We start from the raw sequence: 20,715 nt of genomic DNA, 5'->3' as shown, positions 1-20,715 counted from the left end.
GAAGATCATGTTTTCATACGAAATCGGGCTGGAAGACAGCCGTGCACTGGTCACATTTGAAGAGGACCTGGATATTGACTGTACAGAAACAGTTGAAGACGAGCTGATTCCTGCATTGCAACATTATAAAAGTGTCACAATCGACTTTGAAAAAGTGGCATTTGTCGACTCATCCGGGATAGGCCTGATGCTGAATCTCATCCAGACACTACGTGATGAAGGCATTCATGTCAGCATCAGGGAAGTACGAGAAGAAGTGATGGAAGTATTTGATCTGTTGCAAATCCCTGAGATTCTGGGGCAGCAAACTTTTGTGAAGTAGAGATTAACGAAGTACAGGGTCTGACCCCATACTTCAGGAAACAATAGAGAAAGGGGCGATTTATATGTTAGACCCCAGAAACAAAGCAGGATACGTCGAGAATTCTATAGCAGATCCTATTATTCAATCGATGGCGCAGCATATTGCTGTCATTGATCAGACTGGTGAGATATTACTTGTGAACAGCTCCTGGTCAAATTATACGACAATGAATGGTGGCAATCCTGAGGAGACGGGTATAGGGAGTAATTATTTCAGCGTATGTGACAGGGAGACGGTCAGGCAGCTGAAGGTTGTGCTTAATGGTTCGGCCGAAAAGGTTGTGATTGAATATCCATGTCATACACTGCGTGAGAAGCGGTGGTTTGCAATGAATGTAACACCGCTTAAAAATACAGGACAGCAAGAGATCATCGGCGCTGTGATTACGCATATGGATATAACAGACAGAAAATTACTTGAGCTGCGCCAGCAAAAAGACCTGGATATGGCAAAATCCATTCAGCAGCGCGTTGTCATTGATCCTATTGAGGAAGCTCATATAAAAATTAAAGGTTTTTACCAGGCATCTGATCAGCTTTCAGGTGATTTATACGCCTGGTACAAAATCAACAGCTATCAGTACGGCGTTATTTTGCTTGATATCATGGGTCATGGTGTAACGGCCGGTATGATGAGTATGGCGATCCGGTCGATGCTTGAGGGAATTATCACGGATGAAATTGACCCTGAAAAAGTTTACCTTAAGTTGAATGACCAGTTTCAAAAGCTGTTTAAATCAGGCAGAGGGTATAAAAACTTTTTCTGTACAGGAATTTACATGCTGCTTGATATTGATCAACGGGTCGTTTCATATATTAATGCAGGACATCCGGGCGGAGTAGGTGTGTCGGGGAAGGAGAGCTTTATTTTAAAAAGTAATAATCCACCAATCGGCCTTGCAAAAGAACCAAAAGTTATTTCAAATCGAATTCAGATCAGCGAAAACACGCAGGTGATTCTATATACAGACGGTTTCATCGATACAATGGGACTGAGAATTTCAGAGGGTGAGCAGTTCGTCCTTCAGGAAATGCGTAAAAACGAGCAAATTCACGATCATTTTCAAAATATTGTTTCAAATTTAAACATAAAGGACGATATAGCAATTGTAAGTGTCAGTTTTGATTAAAACGTATGGGGGTGATGACCATGGATGAACAAAACTTAATTAAACTGCTAAGGCTGCCTGCTGCGATCATTAATGAGAGTGGCGAAATTCAGCTGGCCAACCCTGCATGGGAGCAATTCGAGCCCATGGTCGATCATGCGGGTAAAGAATATAGTGAACTTGACCGATTTATTCGAGCGCCTCTTGTGAAAAAAGAATGTCAGAAAATCTGGCGTGGCAGACAGGCCTCATTTGAATATTATTTCCGCACGGTATCACGCGATCATTGTCAGCTCACGATTTCAAAATGCGGTGAAAACCACATGCTCTTTCAAATTCTGCCCGCAGTCGATTCAGGCGTTGTTGCTGAAAATGCAGTGGACGTACTTGAAAGCATGAATGAAGCCTTCTTTTCACTCGATGAAAAGTGGTGTTTTACATACGTTAACCATGAAGCTGAAAAGGTACTGTTTAAAAAGAGAGAAGAAATGATCGGTCAGAATATGTGGCTGTTGTTTCCTGAAGCATGGGGTACTAATTTTGAAGAGCATTACTTTAAAACGATGCATGATCAGATCCCGACGCAGTTTGAAGAATATTATGCACCAAATAAAAGCTGGTTTGAGGTGCAGGCTTATCCAAACAGACAGGGAGGGCTATCCGTCTATTTCAGAAATATTAACAAACAAAAAGAACTCGAAAAATCCTTATGGCAGTCAGCAAATTCAGACCACCTGACAGGGCTGCCAAACAGACGTTATGCTTATGAATGTATGAAAGACTATATAGATCAAAATCAGGCGTTTACAATCTACTTCCTGGACCTGAATCAGTTTAAAATCATCAATGACTTATATGGTCATGATGTAGGCGACAGGCTGATCAGAAAGATCGGGATGCGTCTTCAGAAAAACCTTCCTGAGGAGCTGACCATTTCAAGGCTAGGCGGGGATGAGTATTTGATTTTAGTACCGGAAGCGCTTGGTAAAAATGAAGTCCTGGAATTTGGTAATCGTGTAATTGGAATGTTCAGCAGGTCATTTAATCTGAAGGACCGTCCTGAGATTAATATTGAACCAAGCATCGGAGTAAGTCAGTTCCCTAAAGACGGCAACCTCGTTGATACGCTGATAGACAAGGCAGACATTGCGATGTATGAAGCAAAAAAGAAGCAGTCTGCAAAAGCTGTCCTGTACGATCCGGTCATGCATGAAAGCGTCTCGCGTGATCTGATTATTCAGCAGGAGCTTAAAAAAGTAATTGAGCGGGACGAGTTGGAATTTGTCTATCAGCCTCAGGTCGATGCAACCCGGAACTGGATTACAGGTGTTGAAGTCTTAACTCGCTGGACGCATCCAGTACTTGGTCCTGTATCACCGGCAGAATTCATTCCAATTGCTGAAACATCAGGGATGATGGAAAAGCTGACGCGTCATCAGCTGAAATGCTGCCTTGAAAAGCTTGGAGAATGGAGACAGCAGTTCAACTTTGATGGCACGATTGCATTTAATATTTCATCCGGACTGTTCCGTAACAAAAGCTTTATCGCTTTCTTGGAAGAAATAGTATGTGAATATCAAATTCCATTTAACCAGATTGAACTTGAAATTACTGAAAATATTCAGCTTTTCTCACATAGAGAAAGCGTACTAACCCTTGAGCGCCTGCGTGAAATGGGCATGCGTGTTGCCATTGATGATTTCGGAACCGGATATTCGACCCTGTCGTATCTAAATCAGTTCCCAGTCGATAAAATAAAAATTGATAAGCATTTTACCGATCAGATTATGGTGGATGAAAGAGGAGAAGCCATTCTAGTCTCCATTGTAAAACTCGCAAACAGCCTCCAACTGGACGTCCTGGCAGAAGGCGTGGAAACAGCAGATCAGCGCGACTTCCTATTAATGAATGGCTGTAACGATATGCAAGGTTATCACTTTTTTAAGCCCATGACGCTTGAAGAATGCGAGCGATTTTATTATAAGAAAGTGTTGAAGGAGAGAGTACCTGAATAGGTGCTCTTTTTTGGGTTGGGAGGGCGGGAGCCTGAACGTTGTACAAGTGCGGTTGAGGTAGGTCTCCGGCATCTTGAAGTAGCGACACACCAGGGTTGAGTGCAGTGTTTGGGGGTGTTGAGTGCTGTGAAAGTTAAATTGAGTACGGTCTCTCTAAAAATGGTTGTACCACCACCACCTCCTGATGCCTTTGAGAAACTAAAAGCCTGTGACTTAAAGGCATGAAGCGGGTGTGTGGCTTGAACGTTGTATGAGTGCGATTGAGGTAGGTGAGTGGTATTTTGAAGTAGCGATACACCCGGGTTGAGTGCAGTGTTTGGGGGTGTTGAGTGATGTGAAAGCTCAATTGAGTGCGGCTCCTCCAAAAGTGGTTGCACCATCACACCCGATTCATGCATTTGAGAAAATATAGCAATTGCTACACCAATCCATTATAATAAATTTAATTTAAGAAAGGAGTGAACACTTGAATACAAATATACGTCCACCTTCTATTAAGCAGCAAACACTTGAGGCGTTGATTCGCCGAATACCAGAGCATCATCCTGGTTACAAGAGAGCTTTTGAACTTTTATCAATTGAGAAAGCCGGGCTTCATGGTGAACTTTACTTCGATTCACTAGCCTCAAAAATACTGACTCCTCAATCCGCTCAATTAAAAAACCTCACAATTTCTCTTTTTAAAGAAACTTTCCAGATCGACTCGATTATTTTAACTCCTCAATTTATTTTGATTACTGAAATTAAAAATATGATTGGAAACCTTCATTTTGATAAAAAAGGAGGAGTGCTTACAAGAATAATGAATGGGCAGCGTGAGTATTACACCTGTCCACTATTTCAGGTGTCCCGGCATAAGGAATGTCTAACTCATATTTTGCACACTCTCAAAATGAGCGTTCCGGTTTATGATCTTGTCATTTATACGAATCAGCAAGTTGAGTTTACAGTAAAGGAATCCGAAGCTGACATTTATGAAAAAATCCATCGTGTTGAGCAATTTACGTATCAGTTCAGGAACATGCAAAAGGGGGCGAGGTCGTACCTTACAACTTCTGAAATCAACCGCATCTATAAAGAGTTGATAAGAAAAAACAAGCGCCCGTTTTGGAAAGATCACGTAACAAAAATAGGTGTTTATCATCATGAATTGCTCACTGGTGTAGTATGTTGCGACTGCTGTAAATTAGCTGAGGAAATAAGAGGCGGATGGAAGTGCATAGGATGTGGTCATCGTGCCAGTCAAATGCTGCACCAGAATATTATTGATTTCTTTTTATTACACGGTCCGACTGCAACGACAGAAGAGATAAGAACATTTCTAAACCTTAAAACCTGCAGAAGTGCTTTGACTTACATGGATAAGTTGGGATTTGAATTCACAATAAGTAACAATCGAAAAATATTTCTTAGTCCGATCCATCAAGTTTCAAAAGCTGACATGGAAAAAGTGATGAAATAGAGCTTATAATGCGGCGCGCAAATGTCATCAGTTTGCCATCGAGGTAGGTGCAGATCGCATCCACGTAGCGATACGCCCGGGTTGAGTGCCTCTTACAGGGTGTTGAGCACGCACTAAGAAGAATCGAGTGCGGTGTCCGCCAACATGGGAGCAGTACCACACCCGCTTCATGCCTTTAAGACACCAAAAGCCTGTGACCTAAGTTCATGAAGCGTGTGTGGTGCTTGAATGTCATCAGTTTGCCATCGAGGTAGGTGCAGATCGCATCGGCGTAGCGATACGCCCGGGTTGAGTGCAGTGCTCCGGACATTTAGTGCAGCAGCGGCGAAGTTGAGTGTCATACCTGTAAGTTTGACCGTCACGCCGTCTCTACGCTCCGCTTTCAAAAAAGATTCCTAAATAAGATGCACTCCTTAACCGATTAAGCTAAAATAGTGTATGACAAGTGTCATATATACGTATCCATATTAATGGAAATGAAGATAGATAGGATGATTCAATGAGAACGGCTGTGGTAACGGATAGTACGGCGTATTTGCCGGAGGAACTGCGCGAGATGTACGATATTCGCATGGTGCCACTTTGTGTCATCATGAATGGACAGACTTATGAAGAAGAGGTCGACCTGACGATGGAGGAGTTTTATGACGAGGTCCGTAAAGGCGGTGCGCTTCCGAAAACGTCTCAGCCGGCAGTTGGCAGATTTGCTTCACTTTTTGAAGAGCTGAGTGAGGATTATGATGAAGTGGTTACAATCCATTTGTCGAGCGGGATCAGCGGTACATACGCTGGTGCAGTGCAGGCTGGTGAAATGGTTGATGATATAAAAGTACATGCTTTTGATTCGGAAATCTCCTGTATGGTACAGGGGATGTTTGTGCTTGAAGCGGCAGTGATGGCCAAGGACGGCGCAAGTGCTGATGAAATTTTAGCACGTCTAAATGACCTGAAGGAAACCACACGCGCTTACTTTATGGTGGATAATTTAGGTCACCTTCAGCGTGGCGGTCGTCTTTCAAATGCCCAGGCGATTATTGGCAGCATGCTTCAGGTTAAGCCTTTATTGCATTTTGTCGATACGAAGATCGAGCCTTTTGAAAAAATTCGTACGCGTAAAAAAGCGATGAAGCGGATTGTTGATCTGTTAAAAGAAGACGCTGAAAAGTATGATGAGGTGCAGGCTGTTATTATCCATGCAAATCGTGAGGAAGAAGCGATTCATTGGAAAAATGAGATCAGCAGTAAGCTGCCCAATGTGTCATTTAGGATCAGTCATTTTGGACCTGTGATCGGGACTCATCTTGGTGAGGGATCGATGGGTCTTGGGTGGATGAAAAAATAATTGGAAATAGAACCGTTGAGCTACGTTACAGGCGGCGGTCGCTGAGCCTCCTCGGCGCAAGCGCCTGTGGGGTCTCAGCTATCCCGCTTTATCGCCCCGGAGTCCCCGCCTTCCACTTCGCTCAACTTAGTATGCAAATAAAAGTATCATCTCAAAAAGAATACCCCTAAAAGGAGTCCCCACATGATTACTCCCCAACAATTCCTTTCCGGAAGACAGTTTTTACTTTCTGAAGTCCTCAAGGTATTTCCTTTATTGCAATTTGAAAACAATGTTGATTTAGTTCCAGCCGTTGAAAAATTTAACTGTAATCGTTGTGGCAATAGGAAGCGCTATTTATTTGCTTCGCATTTCTGCAATAAGTGTGAAAAACAATGTATGTATTGCCGTAACTGTATTCAGATGGGGAAAGCATCTGAGTGTAAGCGGATTGTGCTTTGGAGAGGCGAGCCATTTGAAATGCTGCCGCCTGCTGAGCCGATTTTACAGTGGCAAGGTGAGCTGTCGCGTCCGCAGCAAAAAGCCTCCGATGCGCTGATTTCCTCAATTGATAAGAAAAATTCAATCCTGATTCATGCAGTCTGCGGAGCAGGTAAAACTGAAATTCTATTTCATGCGATTGAAAAAGCGCTGCGGCAAGGACTTCGCGTTTGTATTGCAACCCCGAGACGTGATGTGGTCCAGGAGCTGGCTCCCCGTTTGAAACGCGCATTCCCAACGACTGAAATTGAGTCACTATATGGTGGTAGTGAAGACAGACTTCCGCATGCACATCTTACAATCGCAACGACACATCAGCTGATCCGGTTCAGGGAAGCGTTCGATGTGTTGGTGATTGATGAGGTGGATGCATTCCCTTATTCAGTGGATGATGCGCTTCAGAAAACTTCCCATTCAGCCCGCAAAAAATCCTCAACGTTAATTTACCTCAGTGCCACGCCTTCAAAAAAAATAAAAACAGATGAAATTGTTAAAATTCCTGCGAGGTTTCATGGATTTCCATTGCCAGTGCCTGAAACGAAATGGCTTGGGAACTGGCGGAAAAGTTTGCTCAAGAATAAAGTGGATCCAGCCCTGATAAAATGGCTGTCCGATCATCAAAAAGCCCTGGTATTCATGCCTGATATTGAATCCATGCATGTTTATTCCAGCATTTTAGATGTGCCGTCTGTTCATTCAGCAGATCCTGACCGCGGTAAGAAGGTGATGGCTTTTAGAGAAGGGAAGTCGCAGGCGCTGCTCACGACGACGATTTTAGAGAGAGGCGTGACGTTTTCTGGTGTGGAAGTAGCTGTTTTTTGTGCGGGGGATCCTGTTTTTACAGAAGCGGCACTTGTACAAATTGCCGGGCGAGTCGGTCGTGATCCGCTGAAACCGGCCGGGAACATTACGTTTTTTCATAATGGACTGACAGATGCGATGGTGAGAGCGCAGCGGCATATCGTGCTGATGAATAAGGAAGCGGTGAAGCTCGGGTATGTGAAGGGGTTTCTTATATGAGGTGCCTGAATTGTCATAGTCTTTTATTCGAAGAAATTGGCTGGAGTGATTTGTTTTTAAAAAGGGTGGAGGGTTCATTTTGTGAGAAGTGCAGAGCTGAACTGATAAAAATTGAAGGGAGCAGGTGCGCAGTTTGCTCGAAAGGGATGAAGGAATCCGGTATTTGCGGAGACTGTCAGAGCTGGTCAAAGCACCCGGAATTTAAAGAGGTGCTGTCTTCAAACGAATCCATATATCAGTATAACCCAGCGCTGAAAGAACTGTTAAAACGTTTTAAGTACAGTGGTGACTACGCATTGGCGGGATGTTTTCAGAAGGATCTTACTGAAATGGTTATGCCGCTTGTTAAGTCGGCGATCATTACGCCTTTACCAGTAAGTGCAGAGCGCTTAAAAGAAAGAGGTTTTAACCAGACAGAAGCTTTATTGAATTGTGCGAAAATCCAATATGAATGCTTGTTAACAAGAAAGAATACTGAAATCTCTCAGGCGAAAAAGGTGAAGTCTGAGCGGCATGCCGGGGTGAATCCTTTTACAGCAATCAGAAATCTAAATGGCGAAAAGATCGTTTTAATAGATGATTTATATACAACCGGAACAACGGTCAGGCGAGCTGCTTATGCTTTGAGAAAAGCAGGCGCAGGGGAAGTAAGGTCAATTACAATCGGAAGATAGTGATAAAGTTATGGTTGGTAAATAAAAAGACCTACATATTAACTTCCATTTATCCCTCGGTCGTTTTATACTGATAAAAAAGACGTGAAGGGGGATTCCCGGATGGCTGAAATTAAAAACTGTCCAAAGTGCAATGCCATTTTTAATTATAATGGGCTGCGTGATGTGTGTCCGAAGTGCTTTAAAGAAGAAGAGGAATTATTTGAGCAGGTGTACCGTTTCTTAAGGCAGCGTGAAAATCGAGCGGCCTCAATCGAGCGGATTACAGAAGTGACTGGTGCTTCAGAAAGCCTGTTACATAAGTGGGTACGGAAGCGCAGGCTGCACCCGGCACAGTTTCCGGGACTTGGTTATCCGTGTGACAGTTGCGGGACACTGATTATTCAGGGTAAGATTTGCAGGAGCTGTACGGATAAAATTAAGACAGACTTACAGCAGCATGAATCAAATGTGGAATTTCGTGAAGCGGTAACGAATAATAGTAAGCAGACTTATTTATCAAACCGCAATAAATAACAGTTAGGCGCATGGGACTTTTATTCTAATTTTCCCGTGTGCCTTTAATTTTTGTTCCGCCTGCCGATATAATGGGTAACACAACAATATCGAATATAGAAAGCAGGTGAAAGCTTTGAAAATTAATCCTTTCAATCATAATCCAGTGAATCCTTATAAACGTCAGGAAGCAAAAGTGGAGCAGGCGGAGCTTCAGAAGCAGAAACAGGCGGATAAGGTAGAGATCTCAGCAGAAGCAAAGGAAATGCAAAGCTTGAATAAGTTACAGGAAGGCCGTCAGGAACGGATCGATCAGCTGAAGGCTGCGGTTGAGAACGGAACATACAAACCGGATGCGAACAAAACAGCTGAAAACCTTTTAAAATTCTATCGTCAATCCTGATAAAAAATTGCTCATTTGATGGGCAATTTTTTGTGTATAAACGGAGGTGCAGTGAACGTGCAGATTAAAATGGATCCATCAGCCAGCAGTCAGTCACAGGGACAGAAGGAAGTTTCATTGAAGCAGGGGGATTTATTCTCAGCTAATGTGAAAAGCAAAAGCGGAAATGAGGCAATTTTGCAGGTCAGAGGTCAGGAAGTCAAAGTAAAGACAGATGGAAAACTGCCTGATTCCGGGCGCGTTCAGCTCGAAGTAACCGGTACAAAGGATGGTCTGCCGGTTGTCCGACAGGCGCAGCAGCAGGCATCTGTTCAAGCACCGGATTTCGTGAAGATGAATGACGGTAAGCCGCTGTCAGCAGAACTTAAAAGCACCCTTCAACATTTATCATCTAAAGGGGTACAAGTGGATCCGGCATTAGTAAAGGAGTTAAATCAATTCCTGACTAAAACAGACGGAAGCCTCAATCAAAAGCTTGAAACCATACAGGCAGCAGTTTCTAAAAACCTTGACCTGACTGCAAATAAACTGACTGCTATCCACTCGGCACTGCACGGACCTCCAATCAGTAAAGCAGTGACGGAGCTGCTTAAATCTGCTGGCGTGGACATAACATCCGGCCAAAAGCATTCTGCAAGCCAGATTCATCAGGCTGCAAGACAGCAATTGATTCAGGCTTTACAGATGCTTACAAAAGATGATCCTGAAGCAAATAGGATGTTAAAGCAGCTTGAAGCGACAGGAGACGTGAAGTCAATTGCGGCAGAAGCACAAAAGGTATTCAGTTCTTTACTTGAAAAGAATGCTGATGCTGCTAAGTTGATTCAGAATGCACTAAAGCTGGATTCTCTTGTCCAACCTATCGTTCAGTCACAACCGATTGATCAATCAAAAGCACTGCTCGTCCAGGACGTTAAAACTGCTATACAGAAAATGCCCGATGTTAGTAAGGTAACCGAGCAATTTTCAGCTTTAGCAAACAATCCAGAGATAAACACTGATATTAGACAATCACTTCAGCAAGCCGCTGCAAAAGCAGCACAGCTTGTCCAAAACGGCCAGGAGCTTCAGGCGAGACAAATTATGATGCAGGGCATCGAACAGGCCACGGCAGCCTATCCATTGAAGGCTGCATCTGAACAATATATGCTGTCAGATGAACTGACTTCCCAGATTCCTATGCACTCAAGAGACGTGATCGTTACAAGGATCAGTGAAAAAATGTCGCAGGCCGCTATTGATTTTAAAAATATCCAAAAAGACATGACGAGAAATTTAAGTCAGATCGAATTTGCAGCAAACCGTCAGCAGGTGCAGCAATCAAAACCGCTGCTTGAAGCAACAATCAGAATGCTGGATAAAGCCATTTTAAAAGGCGATTTTATGCTCTACACAGATATGAAGACAGAGAGGGATCTTTTAAAGGCAAGCGGACAGCTGGCAGAAGCATCAAAGCTTTTAGCAAAAGGTGAGGTTACGCAGGCTGCAAGAATCACTTCAGAAGTAAAGGCAATGATGGAAAAGATCGAGTTCAAGCCATCAGATGTAAAAGTGCAGCACTTTGTATCAAAGGAAGTCATGCAGATAGAGCAGCCTCCTATTCAGAAGATGACTGCCTATAACCTTCAGGAGTCGATGCAAAACTTAAGAAATGAACCATCCGCGCGTCATGCATTTGAACATGTACGCGCAATGGGCATGACATTTGAAAATGAACAGGCGCACTCGCTGTTAAATAAAAATCAGGAACAGGCAGCATCACTCAAAGCCATGCTCATGAAAATGGCAGGTGAGGGAAAGGCAGATCAGACACTTTCACAGCTCACTGGTCAGCAGCTGCTCAGCAAAACGGATTCGAACGGTCTGCAAAGTATGGTCATGACACTGCCATTTATTCTGCAGGAAAAAGTGGAGAACTTTAAAGTATATATGCAGTCTAAAAACGGCAGTCAGAAAGTAGACTGGGAGAACTGCAATCTGTATTTTCTGTTTGATACGAAAAAACTTGGAGAAATTGGTGTCTCACTGAATGTTTCTGAGCGCAATCTAACGATAAAAATGAAAAATGATCAGCCGGATTTTGAAATGAAGATGGAGCCGATTACAAGCCTTGCGAAGGATCGTCTTGAAAAAATTGGATACAGTGTTCAGCAGCTTCAGTTTGACAGACTGACCGTAGAAGACGCTGCGGTATTACCGGATGAGCCTAAGCAATCAGTTCCGATTATGACTGAGAAAGGATATGATTTTTCGATATGAGACCACATTATTTTAATCCCGGTGCTAAAAGAAAAATCAATGGTCCGACTGCTGCAGTGATCCGGTACGATGAAAAAGATGATTCCCCTCATGTCATTGCGCAGGGCAGTGGTGCGCTAGCAGAGAAAATACTTGAACTTGCAAAAGAACATAACATTCATCTTGAAGAAGACAATAGCCTGCTTGCAGATCTGCTGGATATTGATCTGGGTGATACGATTCCACCGCAGCTTTATGCAGTGATTGCAGAGATTTTATTGTTAATTGAAGAGATGGAAAAGACATATTGAAGGAAAGAGCGGAGGAAATGGGGTCAGACCCCGGCCTTCGCTCTTTGTATTTTGCAGGATTTGGGGTCAGACCCCATCCTTCGCTCAGGCACTTTTTTTAGTTTTTCTATTAATAATCTTCCAGTTCTCCCGATAAAGAGAATGAGAGCATCGGGAGGGAAATAAATGAACTTTTTATCTAAAGAACTTTTATATCAGAAATCACCTCAGGAGCTGACTTCTCTTTTATATGAAGCAGCCATTACAAAGTTGGAACAAGCGATTCTGGATACAAAGGAACACAATTACATAGAAGCAAACCGATCATTTCAGCGTGTAAATGATATTCTTCACAGGTTGGGTGCAGGACTGAATTATGATAGTGGGATCATTGCTGATCAGTTAGATGCTCTGTACAACTTTTTGACAGATGAGATTGTCATGGCGAACCTGAACAAGGATGCAATGCGCGCTGAAGAGGTATTGGTTATTTTAAAAGATATCAATCAGTCGTGGAGGCAGGCAACAATCAATCATCAGCCTGTCAGACGTCCTTCAAAAGCAAATGCCTATGAACAGCATGTAATGGTAGAAGAGCACACGACTCATAAAAAGGAAGCGGGGAAATAATCAATGAGAATTAACCATAATATCCAGGCTTTAAATGCATATAGAAACCTCAATCAGACAATGAACGCAACGTCAAAAAGCTTGGAGAAACTATCTTCAGGTCTTCGTATCAATCGTGCTGCTGATGATGCTGCAGGCCTTGCTATTTCTGAAAAGATGCGTTCTCAGATCCGTGGTTTAGGCATGGCAGAGCGCAACTCTCTTGATGCAGTTTCCCTGATTCAGACAGCTGAAGGTGCGCTTTCTTCAACTCACGATATTCTTCAGCGTATGAGAGAGCTTTCAGTACAGGCTGCGAACGATACACTTGAAGACAGTGATCGTCAGGCCATCCAGGATGAAGTAAATCAGCTGACGTTTGAAATTGACCGTATATCTGATACGACACAGTTTAACCAGAAGAAGCTGTTAAATGGATCAGAGTTTGGAAAAGCATTTACCAGCATTAATTCAGATTCAATTCAGTTTAATGGCGTAGATACATTTGAAGGTATCATTGAAGCAGCGCCGACCAAGCCCGCTGAAATTAAGCTTGATATTACACCGGATATGGCTGCACTTGCAGCAGATAATACAGGCATGGATGAAAAAACGATCGAAATTAATGGTAAGACCTATGAATTCGATACACAAGGCGGCGTATCTAACGCAACAAATATTGTTGTCAGCCTTTCACCATGGACACCAGCAGACGGCACTGATTCAGATGCAGTTGCGGCAAATATGGATAAAATCACATCAGCATTAAGTGCAGCTATTAATGCAAATGATGATAAATTTTCAACTCAGCAAATTTCAGCAGGATCAGACGGAACTGCTGTTACACAAAATGGACAGTTGATCATCCGTTCGATTGAAAATGTTTCTCCAGCGGATGTAGACAATGATATTCATTTTAATCAATCAATCACATCAGATTTTTCAGCAGATGAGTTAAAATATAGAAATGCCACAACTGATGCAGAATTGACGAGCGCCACATTTGTTGCTGACACTGAAGCAGCTAACGCAAGTAGAGTAACACTTACGATGCGTGAAGTACCTAAACCTGGAGATGCAATCACAATCGATGGCTTCACATTCAACTTTGGGACGCCTGAAATCGCATATAATGCGGGTGGCTCATCAGTAAGAATCGATCCTGCAGGTAAATCAGTTGAAGACATCCTGAACCAGATAGACAGTGTTCTTGAAACAGCAATTGGCGAAGGGAACACGAACGTTTCAGCTGTTGATCAGACAAAATCAGTTTCAGGAAACACTTTAACAATCGGAACAATTAAAACAGCTGATGGCAGTTCAAATGGTATGGAAATTGGCATTAAGGACACAGATATTAATCCTGCTCAAAATGAAAAACTAAGCTTGATGTTCCAGATTGGCGGTAATGAAGAAGAAACAATGGTCGTAGACATTGAGCCAATGGACACAGCAAAGCTTGGCATTGCAAGAGCGGCTGATGGCACACCAATAAGCTCTGCAGGTACAAACGCTGAACAGGGTGTCAACGTAATGACTGCAGAAGATGCACGTAAAGCGATTTCTACATTTGATAACGCGATCAAACTCGTTTCTGCTGAACGAAGCAAACTCGGTGCATTCCAAAACCGCCTTGAGCATACGGTGACAAACCTTCAGTCAGCTAACGAAAACCTGACTGCAGCAGAATCACGCATCCGTGACCTTGACATGGCAAAAGAAATGTCTCAGTTCACAAGAAACAATATCCTTAACCAGGCAGGACAGGCAATGCTTGCGCAGGCGAACCAGCTTCCACAGGGTATCCTGCAGCTGCTTCAATAATGTTACAATCAGTGGAGGAGCAGATTACCTGCTTCTCCATTTTTAAATCTGCAAAGGAAGGGGTCTGACCCCGCCTTTCGCTATTACCCCAGTGGAGGGATCATACATGGATGTACAACGCATCGGCAAAACAACCGAAACGAGCAAAACACAAAAGAAAGAACAAATAGCTAAAGAATCAGTCTCATTCCAGGACGTGATGTCAAAAAAGCGAACAACCACATTACTAGAGAAGCTCACAGCCATGAGCGTTGAAATTGAAGACCAGGGTAAAAAACTTGCAGACTCCCGTACTGTAGATGACTTGCGTAAATATAAAGGGCTAGTAAAAAAGTTCATGGAGGAAGCTGTCAACAACGGTCTCCAGCTTGAAGATCAGCGTGGATTTAACCGCAGAGGAAGAACTAAAGTCTACAAGATTGTAAAAGAAATTGACTCTAAACTAATCGACCTGACTAATCAGGTACTCGATAAACAGAAAAAAGGTCTCGATATCCTGGGTACAATTGGGGAGATTCAGGGTCTGATCATAAATGTATACTCATAACACTTGATAAATGTAGAAAGCATCCGATATATAATTTGATGGTTATTGAAGGCGAGGGTCTGACCCCGCCTTCGTTCTACCCACACAAGGGGGATTAAAATGACTCAACAATCTATCAAAACGATTCTCCAGCAGCAGATCAAATTGCATAAAAGTCTGCTTGAACTGGCGAAGCGCAAGACTGCTGTGATTAAAGAAAATGAGCTTGATCAGCTAAATCAATTAATTAAAGATGAACAAAAACATATACAGGCGATTGGCGCGCTTGAAATGAAGCGTCAGCAGATCCAGACACAGGAAGATGTTCAGTCAGAAAAGGATGAGCTGCTTCAGGTGATTATTGATCTGAAAGCAGTGAATGAACTGAATCAGGATTTACTGACTCAGTCCATGCAGTTTGTGTCACTGAATCTGGATCTGATGATGCCACAGCCTGACTCAATTAATTATTCAAAGAAAGACAGCGAAGACGACCAGCCTGTCAGGTCCATGTTTGACTCACAGGCTTAACCGTTAGGGGGAACAAAGATGACTTCTACATTTATGGGGTTAGAAACTGCAAAACGCGCGCTTTTTACCCAGCAAAGTGCATTACATACGACAGGGCATAATATTGCCAATGCCAATACGCCAGGCTATTCAAGGCAGCGCGTAAACTTTGGGACGACAACTCCTTTTGCGCCGGCCGCGATGAACCGTCCTCAGGTGCCTGGTCAAATGGGTACCGGCGTTGAAGCGAAGTCAATCCAGCGTGTACGTGACTCATTCCTTGATATTCAGTATCGCCAGGAGACAAATAAGCTTGGCTACTGGGATGCGAAATCAAATGCGATCAGTGAGATGGAAAACATTGTGAACGAGCCGACGACTAACGGTCTTGGTGCAGTCATGGGTGAATTCTGGCAGTCGCTTCAGGATCTATCCGTTTATCCGGAGAATGATGGTGCGCGGAATGTTGTACTCGAGCGCGGGCAGTCGGTAGTGGATACATTCCATTATCTAAATGACTCACTGAATCAGATTAACGACAATATCGGAAATGAAATCAGTGTCTCACTGGATAGTGTGAATTCACTCCTACAGCAGATTTCCAGCGTGAACAGTCAGATCAGTGATGTAGAGCCGCACGGCAATATTCCAAACGATCTTTATGACCGCCGCGACAATCTTGTTGATGAACTGTCAGGTATGATCAACATTAAGGTAACTGCAACAAAGTCTGAAGGCAGGCCGGCTGCAGAAGCCGAAGGGCTTTATAATATCAGCATTGTTGGCGCTAACGGTAAAGAAGAGTTGCTCGTTTCAAAAGACAGCTACTACCAGCTCGGGTTCCCTAATGGCAGCGGTAACCTTTCAACGACTATTCCTGATGTCATTAGTGACCTGAGCATTTTCTCAAGCGCGGGTAAAGAGATTCCTTCTAAACGTATTGCAATTGCTGATTCATCAGGCAATATGATGTTTTCACAAGGTGAGATCAGAGGCCTGATTGAATCTTATGGGTACAGCTATCAGGATGCAGGTGGTACTACTCAGGTAAAAGGGACATTCCCTGATATGCTTGATAACCTTGACCGATTAGCTTATACATTTTCACAAACCTTTAATGCAGTGCATGAAAAAGGAATTGACCTTGAAGGAAATAATGGCGGAGCATTTTTCGGGGAGTTGGACAGCTATCAGGGCGCTTCAAAAAACATCTCTATGGGCGACCTTACTTCTAAAGAAATTGCTGCTTCCACCACTGCAAATGCAGATGGAAAAGTAAATGCGGGTGACGGTAAAAATGCTGTGAACCTCTCAAACATTCAAAGCTGGCTCATGAACGGTGAACCGGTTGTACTTGAAGGATTCGATGGCACAGAAACATTTGATCCAGCAAGTTCAGATGGAGATTTCAGTCTGCTTGGTAATGCCTCTGTCAATTCATTTTATGAAGGTGTGATCGGAAGACTTGGAGTTGAAGGACTTCAGGCAAACCGTCTCGCAGGAAACAGTGAAATCCTGCAGCAGTCAGTGAATGAAAAAAGGATGTCAGTCAGCTCCGTATCTTTAGATGAAGAAATGACAAATATGATTCAGTTCCAACATGCATATAACGCAGCTGCAAGAAATATCACAATGGTCGATGAAATGCTTGATAAAATCATTAACGGCATGGGCTTAGTCGGCAGATAAGGAGTGAAATAAATGCGCGTAACACAATCAATGCTTTCAAGTAACATGCTGCGTAACCTGACGCAGAGCTATGAAAAAATGGGTAAACAGCAGGACCAGATCGCAACGCAGAAAAAGATTTCACGTCCATCTGACGACCCGGTCGTTGCGATGAAAGGTGTCCTGTACCGCCGTAACCTTAATGAAGTTGAGCAGTTCAAGCGCAACTTCTCAGAGGCCTATAACTGGGCAGAGAACACTGATTCATCTCTTGATAAAGCAAACCAGGCGATGCAGCGACTGCGCGAACTTTTAGTACAGACATCAAACGATACGTATGATGCCGACCAACGCCGTGCAACAAAAGCTGAAATCGAGCAGCTGAAAGGTCATCTTGAAGAGATCGGGAATACGAAGTTTGGCGACAAGTATTTATTTAATGGAACAGATACGACTTCTAAACCAATTGATTCCGCTAACGGTGTTTATCCTGAAAACAACGGTGCCGTTGAAATTGAGTTATCTAAAGGCGTTCATATTAAAGTAAACGTTGATGGCACTTCAGTCTTTTCAAAAGAAATGTTTGACGATATTGACCGAATTATCGCAACGATGGAAGATGAAGATACGACGGGTGATGATATTAATAACTATCTGACGAATATGGATGCGCATATGACCAATCTGTCAAATGAGCGTTCATCGCTTGGGGCACGCTATAACCGTATTGAACTGATGGATTCGCGTGTAAGTGAGCAGGAAGTTATTGCGACAAAGGTAATGTCAGAAAATGAGGACATTGATTTTGAAAAGGTCATTACGGATATGAAGGTGCAGGAGAGTGTGCATCGTGCGGCTTTGAGTGTGGGATCGCGGATTATTCAGCCTTCGTTGATGGACTTTCTTAGGTAATTAGATTTTGCCGATTGGCCTGCGTGAGCTGCTTCAGCTGGACTTCACGGCCGGACGGGACAGGTGAGACAAAGCACGGCGAAGCCTGCTGGCTCAACGCCCGGCTGCGGAAAGCGTCCCCCTGAAGCGGAAATCAACAGCCGCTTTACCAAAGTAGCACAAGGAGGGATTAGCCGATGAAGATTACTCAGATTCAGATCGATCAGTCACATGCGAAAATTGGGATGTCATCTCCAAAAGGTACTCAGCGGATTGAACAGCCTGAAGCTTCGGTCAGTATGAAGCAAAACCCTTCAACGTTGAATATCAGAACGACAAAAGGTCAGCTGACGATCGATCAGTCACAAGCTTTTGCTGCAATGAATCTGAAGCCAATCACACGGCTGATCCGTGAAAACGCTAGTGCAGGAATGCAAGGAGCCTCAAGCGGTGTTCAGCGCGTATCCTCTGAAGGCGATGCCCTGATGAAAATCGAAAACGGCGGCAATCCAATCGCTGATATTGCGAAAAGAAATGCTGAAGGACCTGAGCCATCTTTCAATATCGGCTTTGTCCCACCACCATTTAGTGTAAGAATTAATTACAATCCAGGCAGAACGGATATTCAATTTAACAGAGGCGGCGTTGAGATGAATGCTCAGACCAGAAAGCCTGAAATCAACTACACACCTCAGAAAGTAAATATCCATATGCGTGAGCACAACTTAATCCGCTTCAGCGCAATTGACAAGGAAATCTAAGTAAGGAGCTGTTTGTTCCATGAAGATCGAAACGAAGTACCATGGTCATATTGAGATCGAAGGAAAGGACATCTGGCATTTTGAAAAGGGAATCCCCGGTTTTGAAGATGAAAAGCAGTTTACCGTTCTTTCATTTGAAGGAAACGATACCTTCTACGTCCTTCAATCCGTCCAGACCCCATCACTCGGGCTGATCATCAGCAACCCATTCTCATTTTTCAAAGAGTATGAGATCAAGCTTGATGATGGAGTGACACATGCACTGTCACTTGAAAAACCAGAGGATTCAATGGTGTATGTCATCCTAACAGTCAGAGAACCATTCAACGACTCAACGGCCAACCTTCAGGCACCACTGATCTTTAACCTATCCAACAAAAAAGCAAAACAGGCCATCCTTAACCACTACTCCAGAAAACAGCCCGTCGCAGCGGCTGCAGTAAAGGAGTGATCGTATGTTAGTACTCACAAGAAAAACAGGCGAAGCGATCAGAATCGGTGACGACATCGAAATCACAGTGCTATCTGTGCAAGGCGATCAGATCAAACTGGGAATCGAGGCACCAAAGCATATCGACATACATAGAAAAGAAATCTTCCTCGCAATCCAGGAAGAAAACGAAGCAGCAAACAACACAGTAGACCTCACAAAACTATTCTCAAACGACTAATCCGCACATCGAGGCGGATTTTTTTTTGTAAAAAAACTCAAAAACAGTTAAACAATTCGACCCGGTGCCGATATTACTATTGTAAGCAGGAAATACAGGGCGGCCGACCTTTAGGAACTGCTATAAAACTTACCGTTCACAAGGAAGTGAACAGGTTAAACTCAGGGAGGAAACACACAATGATTATTAATCACAATATTACAGCTCTTAACACACACCGTATGTTATCTGACGCTTCTGGTGCTCAGTCTAAGTCAATGGAGAAACTAGCTTCAGGTCTTCGTATTAATCGTGCTGGAGACGATGCGGCTGGACTTGCTATCTCTGAGAAAATGCGTTCTCAGGTTCGTGGCCTTGATCAAGCTTCAAGAAATGCTCAAGATGGAATTTCAATGATCCAAACTGCTGAAGGTGCTTTAAATGAAACACATGATATTCTTCAGCGTATGCGTGAACTTGCTGTACAAGGTTCAAATGATACGAATGTTACTCAGGATAGAGATGCTATTCAAGAAGAGCTTAATGAACTAAAAAAAGAAATTGATAGAATTGGCGATACAACTGAATTTAACAAGCAAACACTATTAAATGGTGGTCTTGGTGGAACTGTAGACCAAGATGCTGCAACTACTACTGCCTTATCTGTAACTGGTGTAGCAAGTGTACAAACAAATGGTGCTGCAGCTGATACGTATTCTATCGCTGTTAATAATGCTGGGGAACTAACAATGGAAAACTCAGCTGGAACTAAATCTCAAACGATTTCAAATGTAGATGGTGCTCAAGAATTGAATTTTTCTGAATTTGGAATAACGATCAGAACAAATGCAGGCTATACTGAAGACGGTCTAGATGCTCAGGATGTTGTAGTTAGCTCTGGATCAGTTACTTTCCAAATTGGTGCAAATGAAGACCAGAATTTAAGCTTGAATGTTAGAAATATGAAAACTGATGGTGTGCTTAATTTGGCAACTGCAGGAAGAGTAGATGTTTCATCACACGATGCAGCTAAAGCTACAATAACAAATATTGAAAGCGCAATTACTGAAGTTTCAACTGAACGTTCTAAGCTAGGAGCTTATCAAAATCGTCTTGATCATACAATTAACAATTTAAACACATCTTCTGAAAACCTAACTGCTGCGGAATCTCGTATCCGTGACGTAGATATGGCTAAGGAAATGATGGAGCAGACTAAGAACTCTATTCTTTCTCAGGCAGCTCAGGCGATGCTTGCACAAGCTAACCAGCAGCCACAGGGAGTACTTCAGTTACTTCGTTAATATTTATGAACTTAGAGACTCTAATTTTAGAGTCTCTTTTCTGTATTCAAGATATATATAATTAGAACTTTAAAACAACAA

Annotated in this window: 21 protein-coding genes; all 21 read left to right on the top strand. The window is 43.1% G+C overall.

Annotated elements, in window-relative coordinates:
• Positions 1-7: 7 nt before the first annotated feature.
• A complete protein-coding gene (locus DH10bf12_RS17680; protein WP_471736525.1) occupies positions 8-322 on the top strand; it encodes an STAS domain-containing protein in 315 nt (104 codons plus the stop codon).
• Between the two features lie 64 nt (positions 323-386).
• Positions 387-1,493: a SpoIIE family protein phosphatase gene (locus DH10bf12_RS17675; RefSeq protein ID WP_471736524.1), complete on the top strand. Its 1,107-nt coding sequence runs from the start codon at positions 387-389 to the stop codon at positions 1,491-1,493.
• Positions 1,494-1,513: 20 nt separating this feature from the next.
• Complete coding sequence (locus tag DH10bf12_RS17670) at positions 1,514-3,487, top strand: putative bifunctional diguanylate cyclase/phosphodiesterase (protein WP_471736523.1); 1,974 nt, start codon at positions 1,514-1,516, stop codon at positions 3,485-3,487.
• Positions 3,488-3,953: 466 nt separating this feature from the next.
• Positions 3,954-4,949 carry a nuclease-related domain-containing protein gene (locus DH10bf12_RS17665; RefSeq protein ID WP_471736522.1) on the top strand — a complete coding sequence of 332 codons (996 nt, stop codon included), beginning with the start codon at positions 3,954-3,956 and terminating at the stop codon, positions 4,947-4,949.
• 499 nt (positions 4,950-5,448) lie between these two features.
• Positions 5,449-6,291 (top strand): DegV family protein, encoded by an 843-nt coding sequence (locus DH10bf12_RS17660; RefSeq protein WP_471736521.1) that lies wholly within the window; start codon positions 5,449-5,451, stop codon positions 6,289-6,291.
• Positions 6,292-6,693: 402 nt separating this feature from the next.
• Positions 6,694-7,791, top strand: a complete 1,098-nt coding sequence (locus DH10bf12_RS17655) for an ATP-dependent helicase ComFA (protein ID WP_471736520.1) — start codon at positions 6,694-6,696, stop codon at positions 7,789-7,791.
• Positions 7,788-8,465: a phosphoribosyltransferase family protein gene (locus DH10bf12_RS17650; protein WP_471736519.1), complete on the top strand. Its 678-nt coding sequence runs from the start codon at positions 7,788-7,790 to the stop codon at positions 8,463-8,465. Before DH10bf12_RS17655 ends, DH10bf12_RS17650 begins: the two co-directional genes overlap by 4 nt.
• A gap of 102 nt (positions 8,466-8,567) precedes the next feature.
• Positions 8,568-8,981, top strand: a complete 414-nt coding sequence (locus tag DH10bf12_RS17645) for a TIGR03826 family flagellar region protein (protein WP_471736518.1) — start codon at positions 8,568-8,570, stop codon at positions 8,979-8,981.
• A 115-nt stretch (positions 8,982-9,096) separates the two neighbouring features.
• The gene (gene flgM / locus DH10bf12_RS17640; protein ID WP_471736517.1) at positions 9,097-9,363 is read left to right on the top strand and encodes a flagellar biosynthesis anti-sigma factor FlgM; all 267 of its coding nucleotides are present in this window, start codon (positions 9,097-9,099) and stop codon (positions 9,361-9,363) included.
• A gap of 57 nt (positions 9,364-9,420) precedes the next feature.
• Positions 9,421-11,622 carry a hypothetical protein gene (locus DH10bf12_RS17635; RefSeq protein ID WP_471736516.1) on the top strand — a complete coding sequence of 734 codons (2,202 nt, stop codon included), beginning with the start codon at positions 9,421-9,423 and terminating at the stop codon, positions 11,620-11,622.
• Positions 11,619-11,912 carry an EscU/YscU/HrcU family type III secretion system export apparatus switch protein gene (locus DH10bf12_RS17630; protein WP_039811182.1) on the top strand — a complete coding sequence of 98 codons (294 nt, stop codon included), beginning with the start codon at positions 11,619-11,621 and terminating at the stop codon, positions 11,910-11,912. Before DH10bf12_RS17635 ends, DH10bf12_RS17630 begins: the two co-directional genes overlap by 4 nt.
• Positions 11,913-12,077: 165 nt before the next feature.
• The gene (fliS, locus tag DH10bf12_RS17625; protein ID WP_471736515.1) at positions 12,078-12,521 is read left to right on the top strand and encodes a flagellar export chaperone FliS; all 444 of its coding nucleotides are present in this window, start codon (positions 12,078-12,080) and stop codon (positions 12,519-12,521) included.
• 3 nt (positions 12,522-12,524) lie between these two features.
• Positions 12,525-14,324, top strand: a complete 1,800-nt coding sequence (locus tag DH10bf12_RS17620) for a flagellin N-terminal helical domain-containing protein (protein WP_471736514.1) — start codon at positions 12,525-12,527, stop codon at positions 14,322-14,324.
• 106 nt (positions 14,325-14,430) lie between these two features.
• Positions 14,431-14,871: a YaaR family protein gene (locus tag DH10bf12_RS17615; protein ID WP_471736513.1), complete on the top strand. Its 441-nt coding sequence runs from the start codon at positions 14,431-14,433 to the stop codon at positions 14,869-14,871.
• A gap of 99 nt (positions 14,872-14,970) precedes the next feature.
• Positions 14,971-15,381, top strand: a complete 411-nt coding sequence (locus DH10bf12_RS17610; protein WP_471736512.1) for a flagellar protein FlgN — start codon at positions 14,971-14,973, stop codon at positions 15,379-15,381.
• Between the two features lie 18 nt (positions 15,382-15,399).
• Positions 15,400-17,049, top strand: a complete 1,650-nt coding sequence (gene flgK, locus DH10bf12_RS17605) for a flagellar hook-associated protein FlgK (protein ID WP_471736511.1) — start codon at positions 15,400-15,402, stop codon at positions 17,047-17,049.
• A 12-nt stretch (positions 17,050-17,061) separates the two neighbouring features.
• Positions 17,062-17,940 (top strand): flagellar hook-associated protein FlgL, encoded by an 879-nt coding sequence (gene flgL / locus DH10bf12_RS17600; protein WP_471736510.1) that lies wholly within the window; start codon positions 17,062-17,064, stop codon positions 17,938-17,940.
• A gap of 176 nt (positions 17,941-18,116) precedes the next feature.
• Complete coding sequence (locus DH10bf12_RS17595; protein ID WP_471736509.1) at positions 18,117-18,680, top strand: DUF6470 family protein; 564 nt, start codon at positions 18,117-18,119, stop codon at positions 18,678-18,680.
• A 19-nt stretch (positions 18,681-18,699) separates the two neighbouring features.
• A complete protein-coding gene (gene fliW / locus DH10bf12_RS17590) occupies positions 18,700-19,131 on the top strand; it encodes a flagellar assembly protein FliW (protein ID WP_471736508.1) in 432 nt (143 codons plus the stop codon).
• Positions 19,132-19,135: 4 nt separating this feature from the next.
• Positions 19,136-19,351: a carbon storage regulator CsrA gene (csrA, locus tag DH10bf12_RS17585; protein WP_471736507.1), complete on the top strand. Its 216-nt coding sequence runs from the start codon at positions 19,136-19,138 to the stop codon at positions 19,349-19,351.
• A 179-nt stretch (positions 19,352-19,530) separates the two neighbouring features.
• Complete coding sequence (locus tag DH10bf12_RS17580; RefSeq protein WP_471736506.1) at positions 19,531-20,634, top strand: flagellin N-terminal helical domain-containing protein; 1,104 nt, start codon at positions 19,531-19,533, stop codon at positions 20,632-20,634.
• Positions 20,635-20,715: the final 81 nt, after the last annotated feature.

The sequence above is a fragment of the Jeotgalibacillus sp. 10bf12 genome (genome assembly GCF_055597105.1).
The sequence above is the reverse complement of the archived record's forward strand: the minus strand, read 5'-3'. Positions and strand labels throughout refer to the sequence as shown.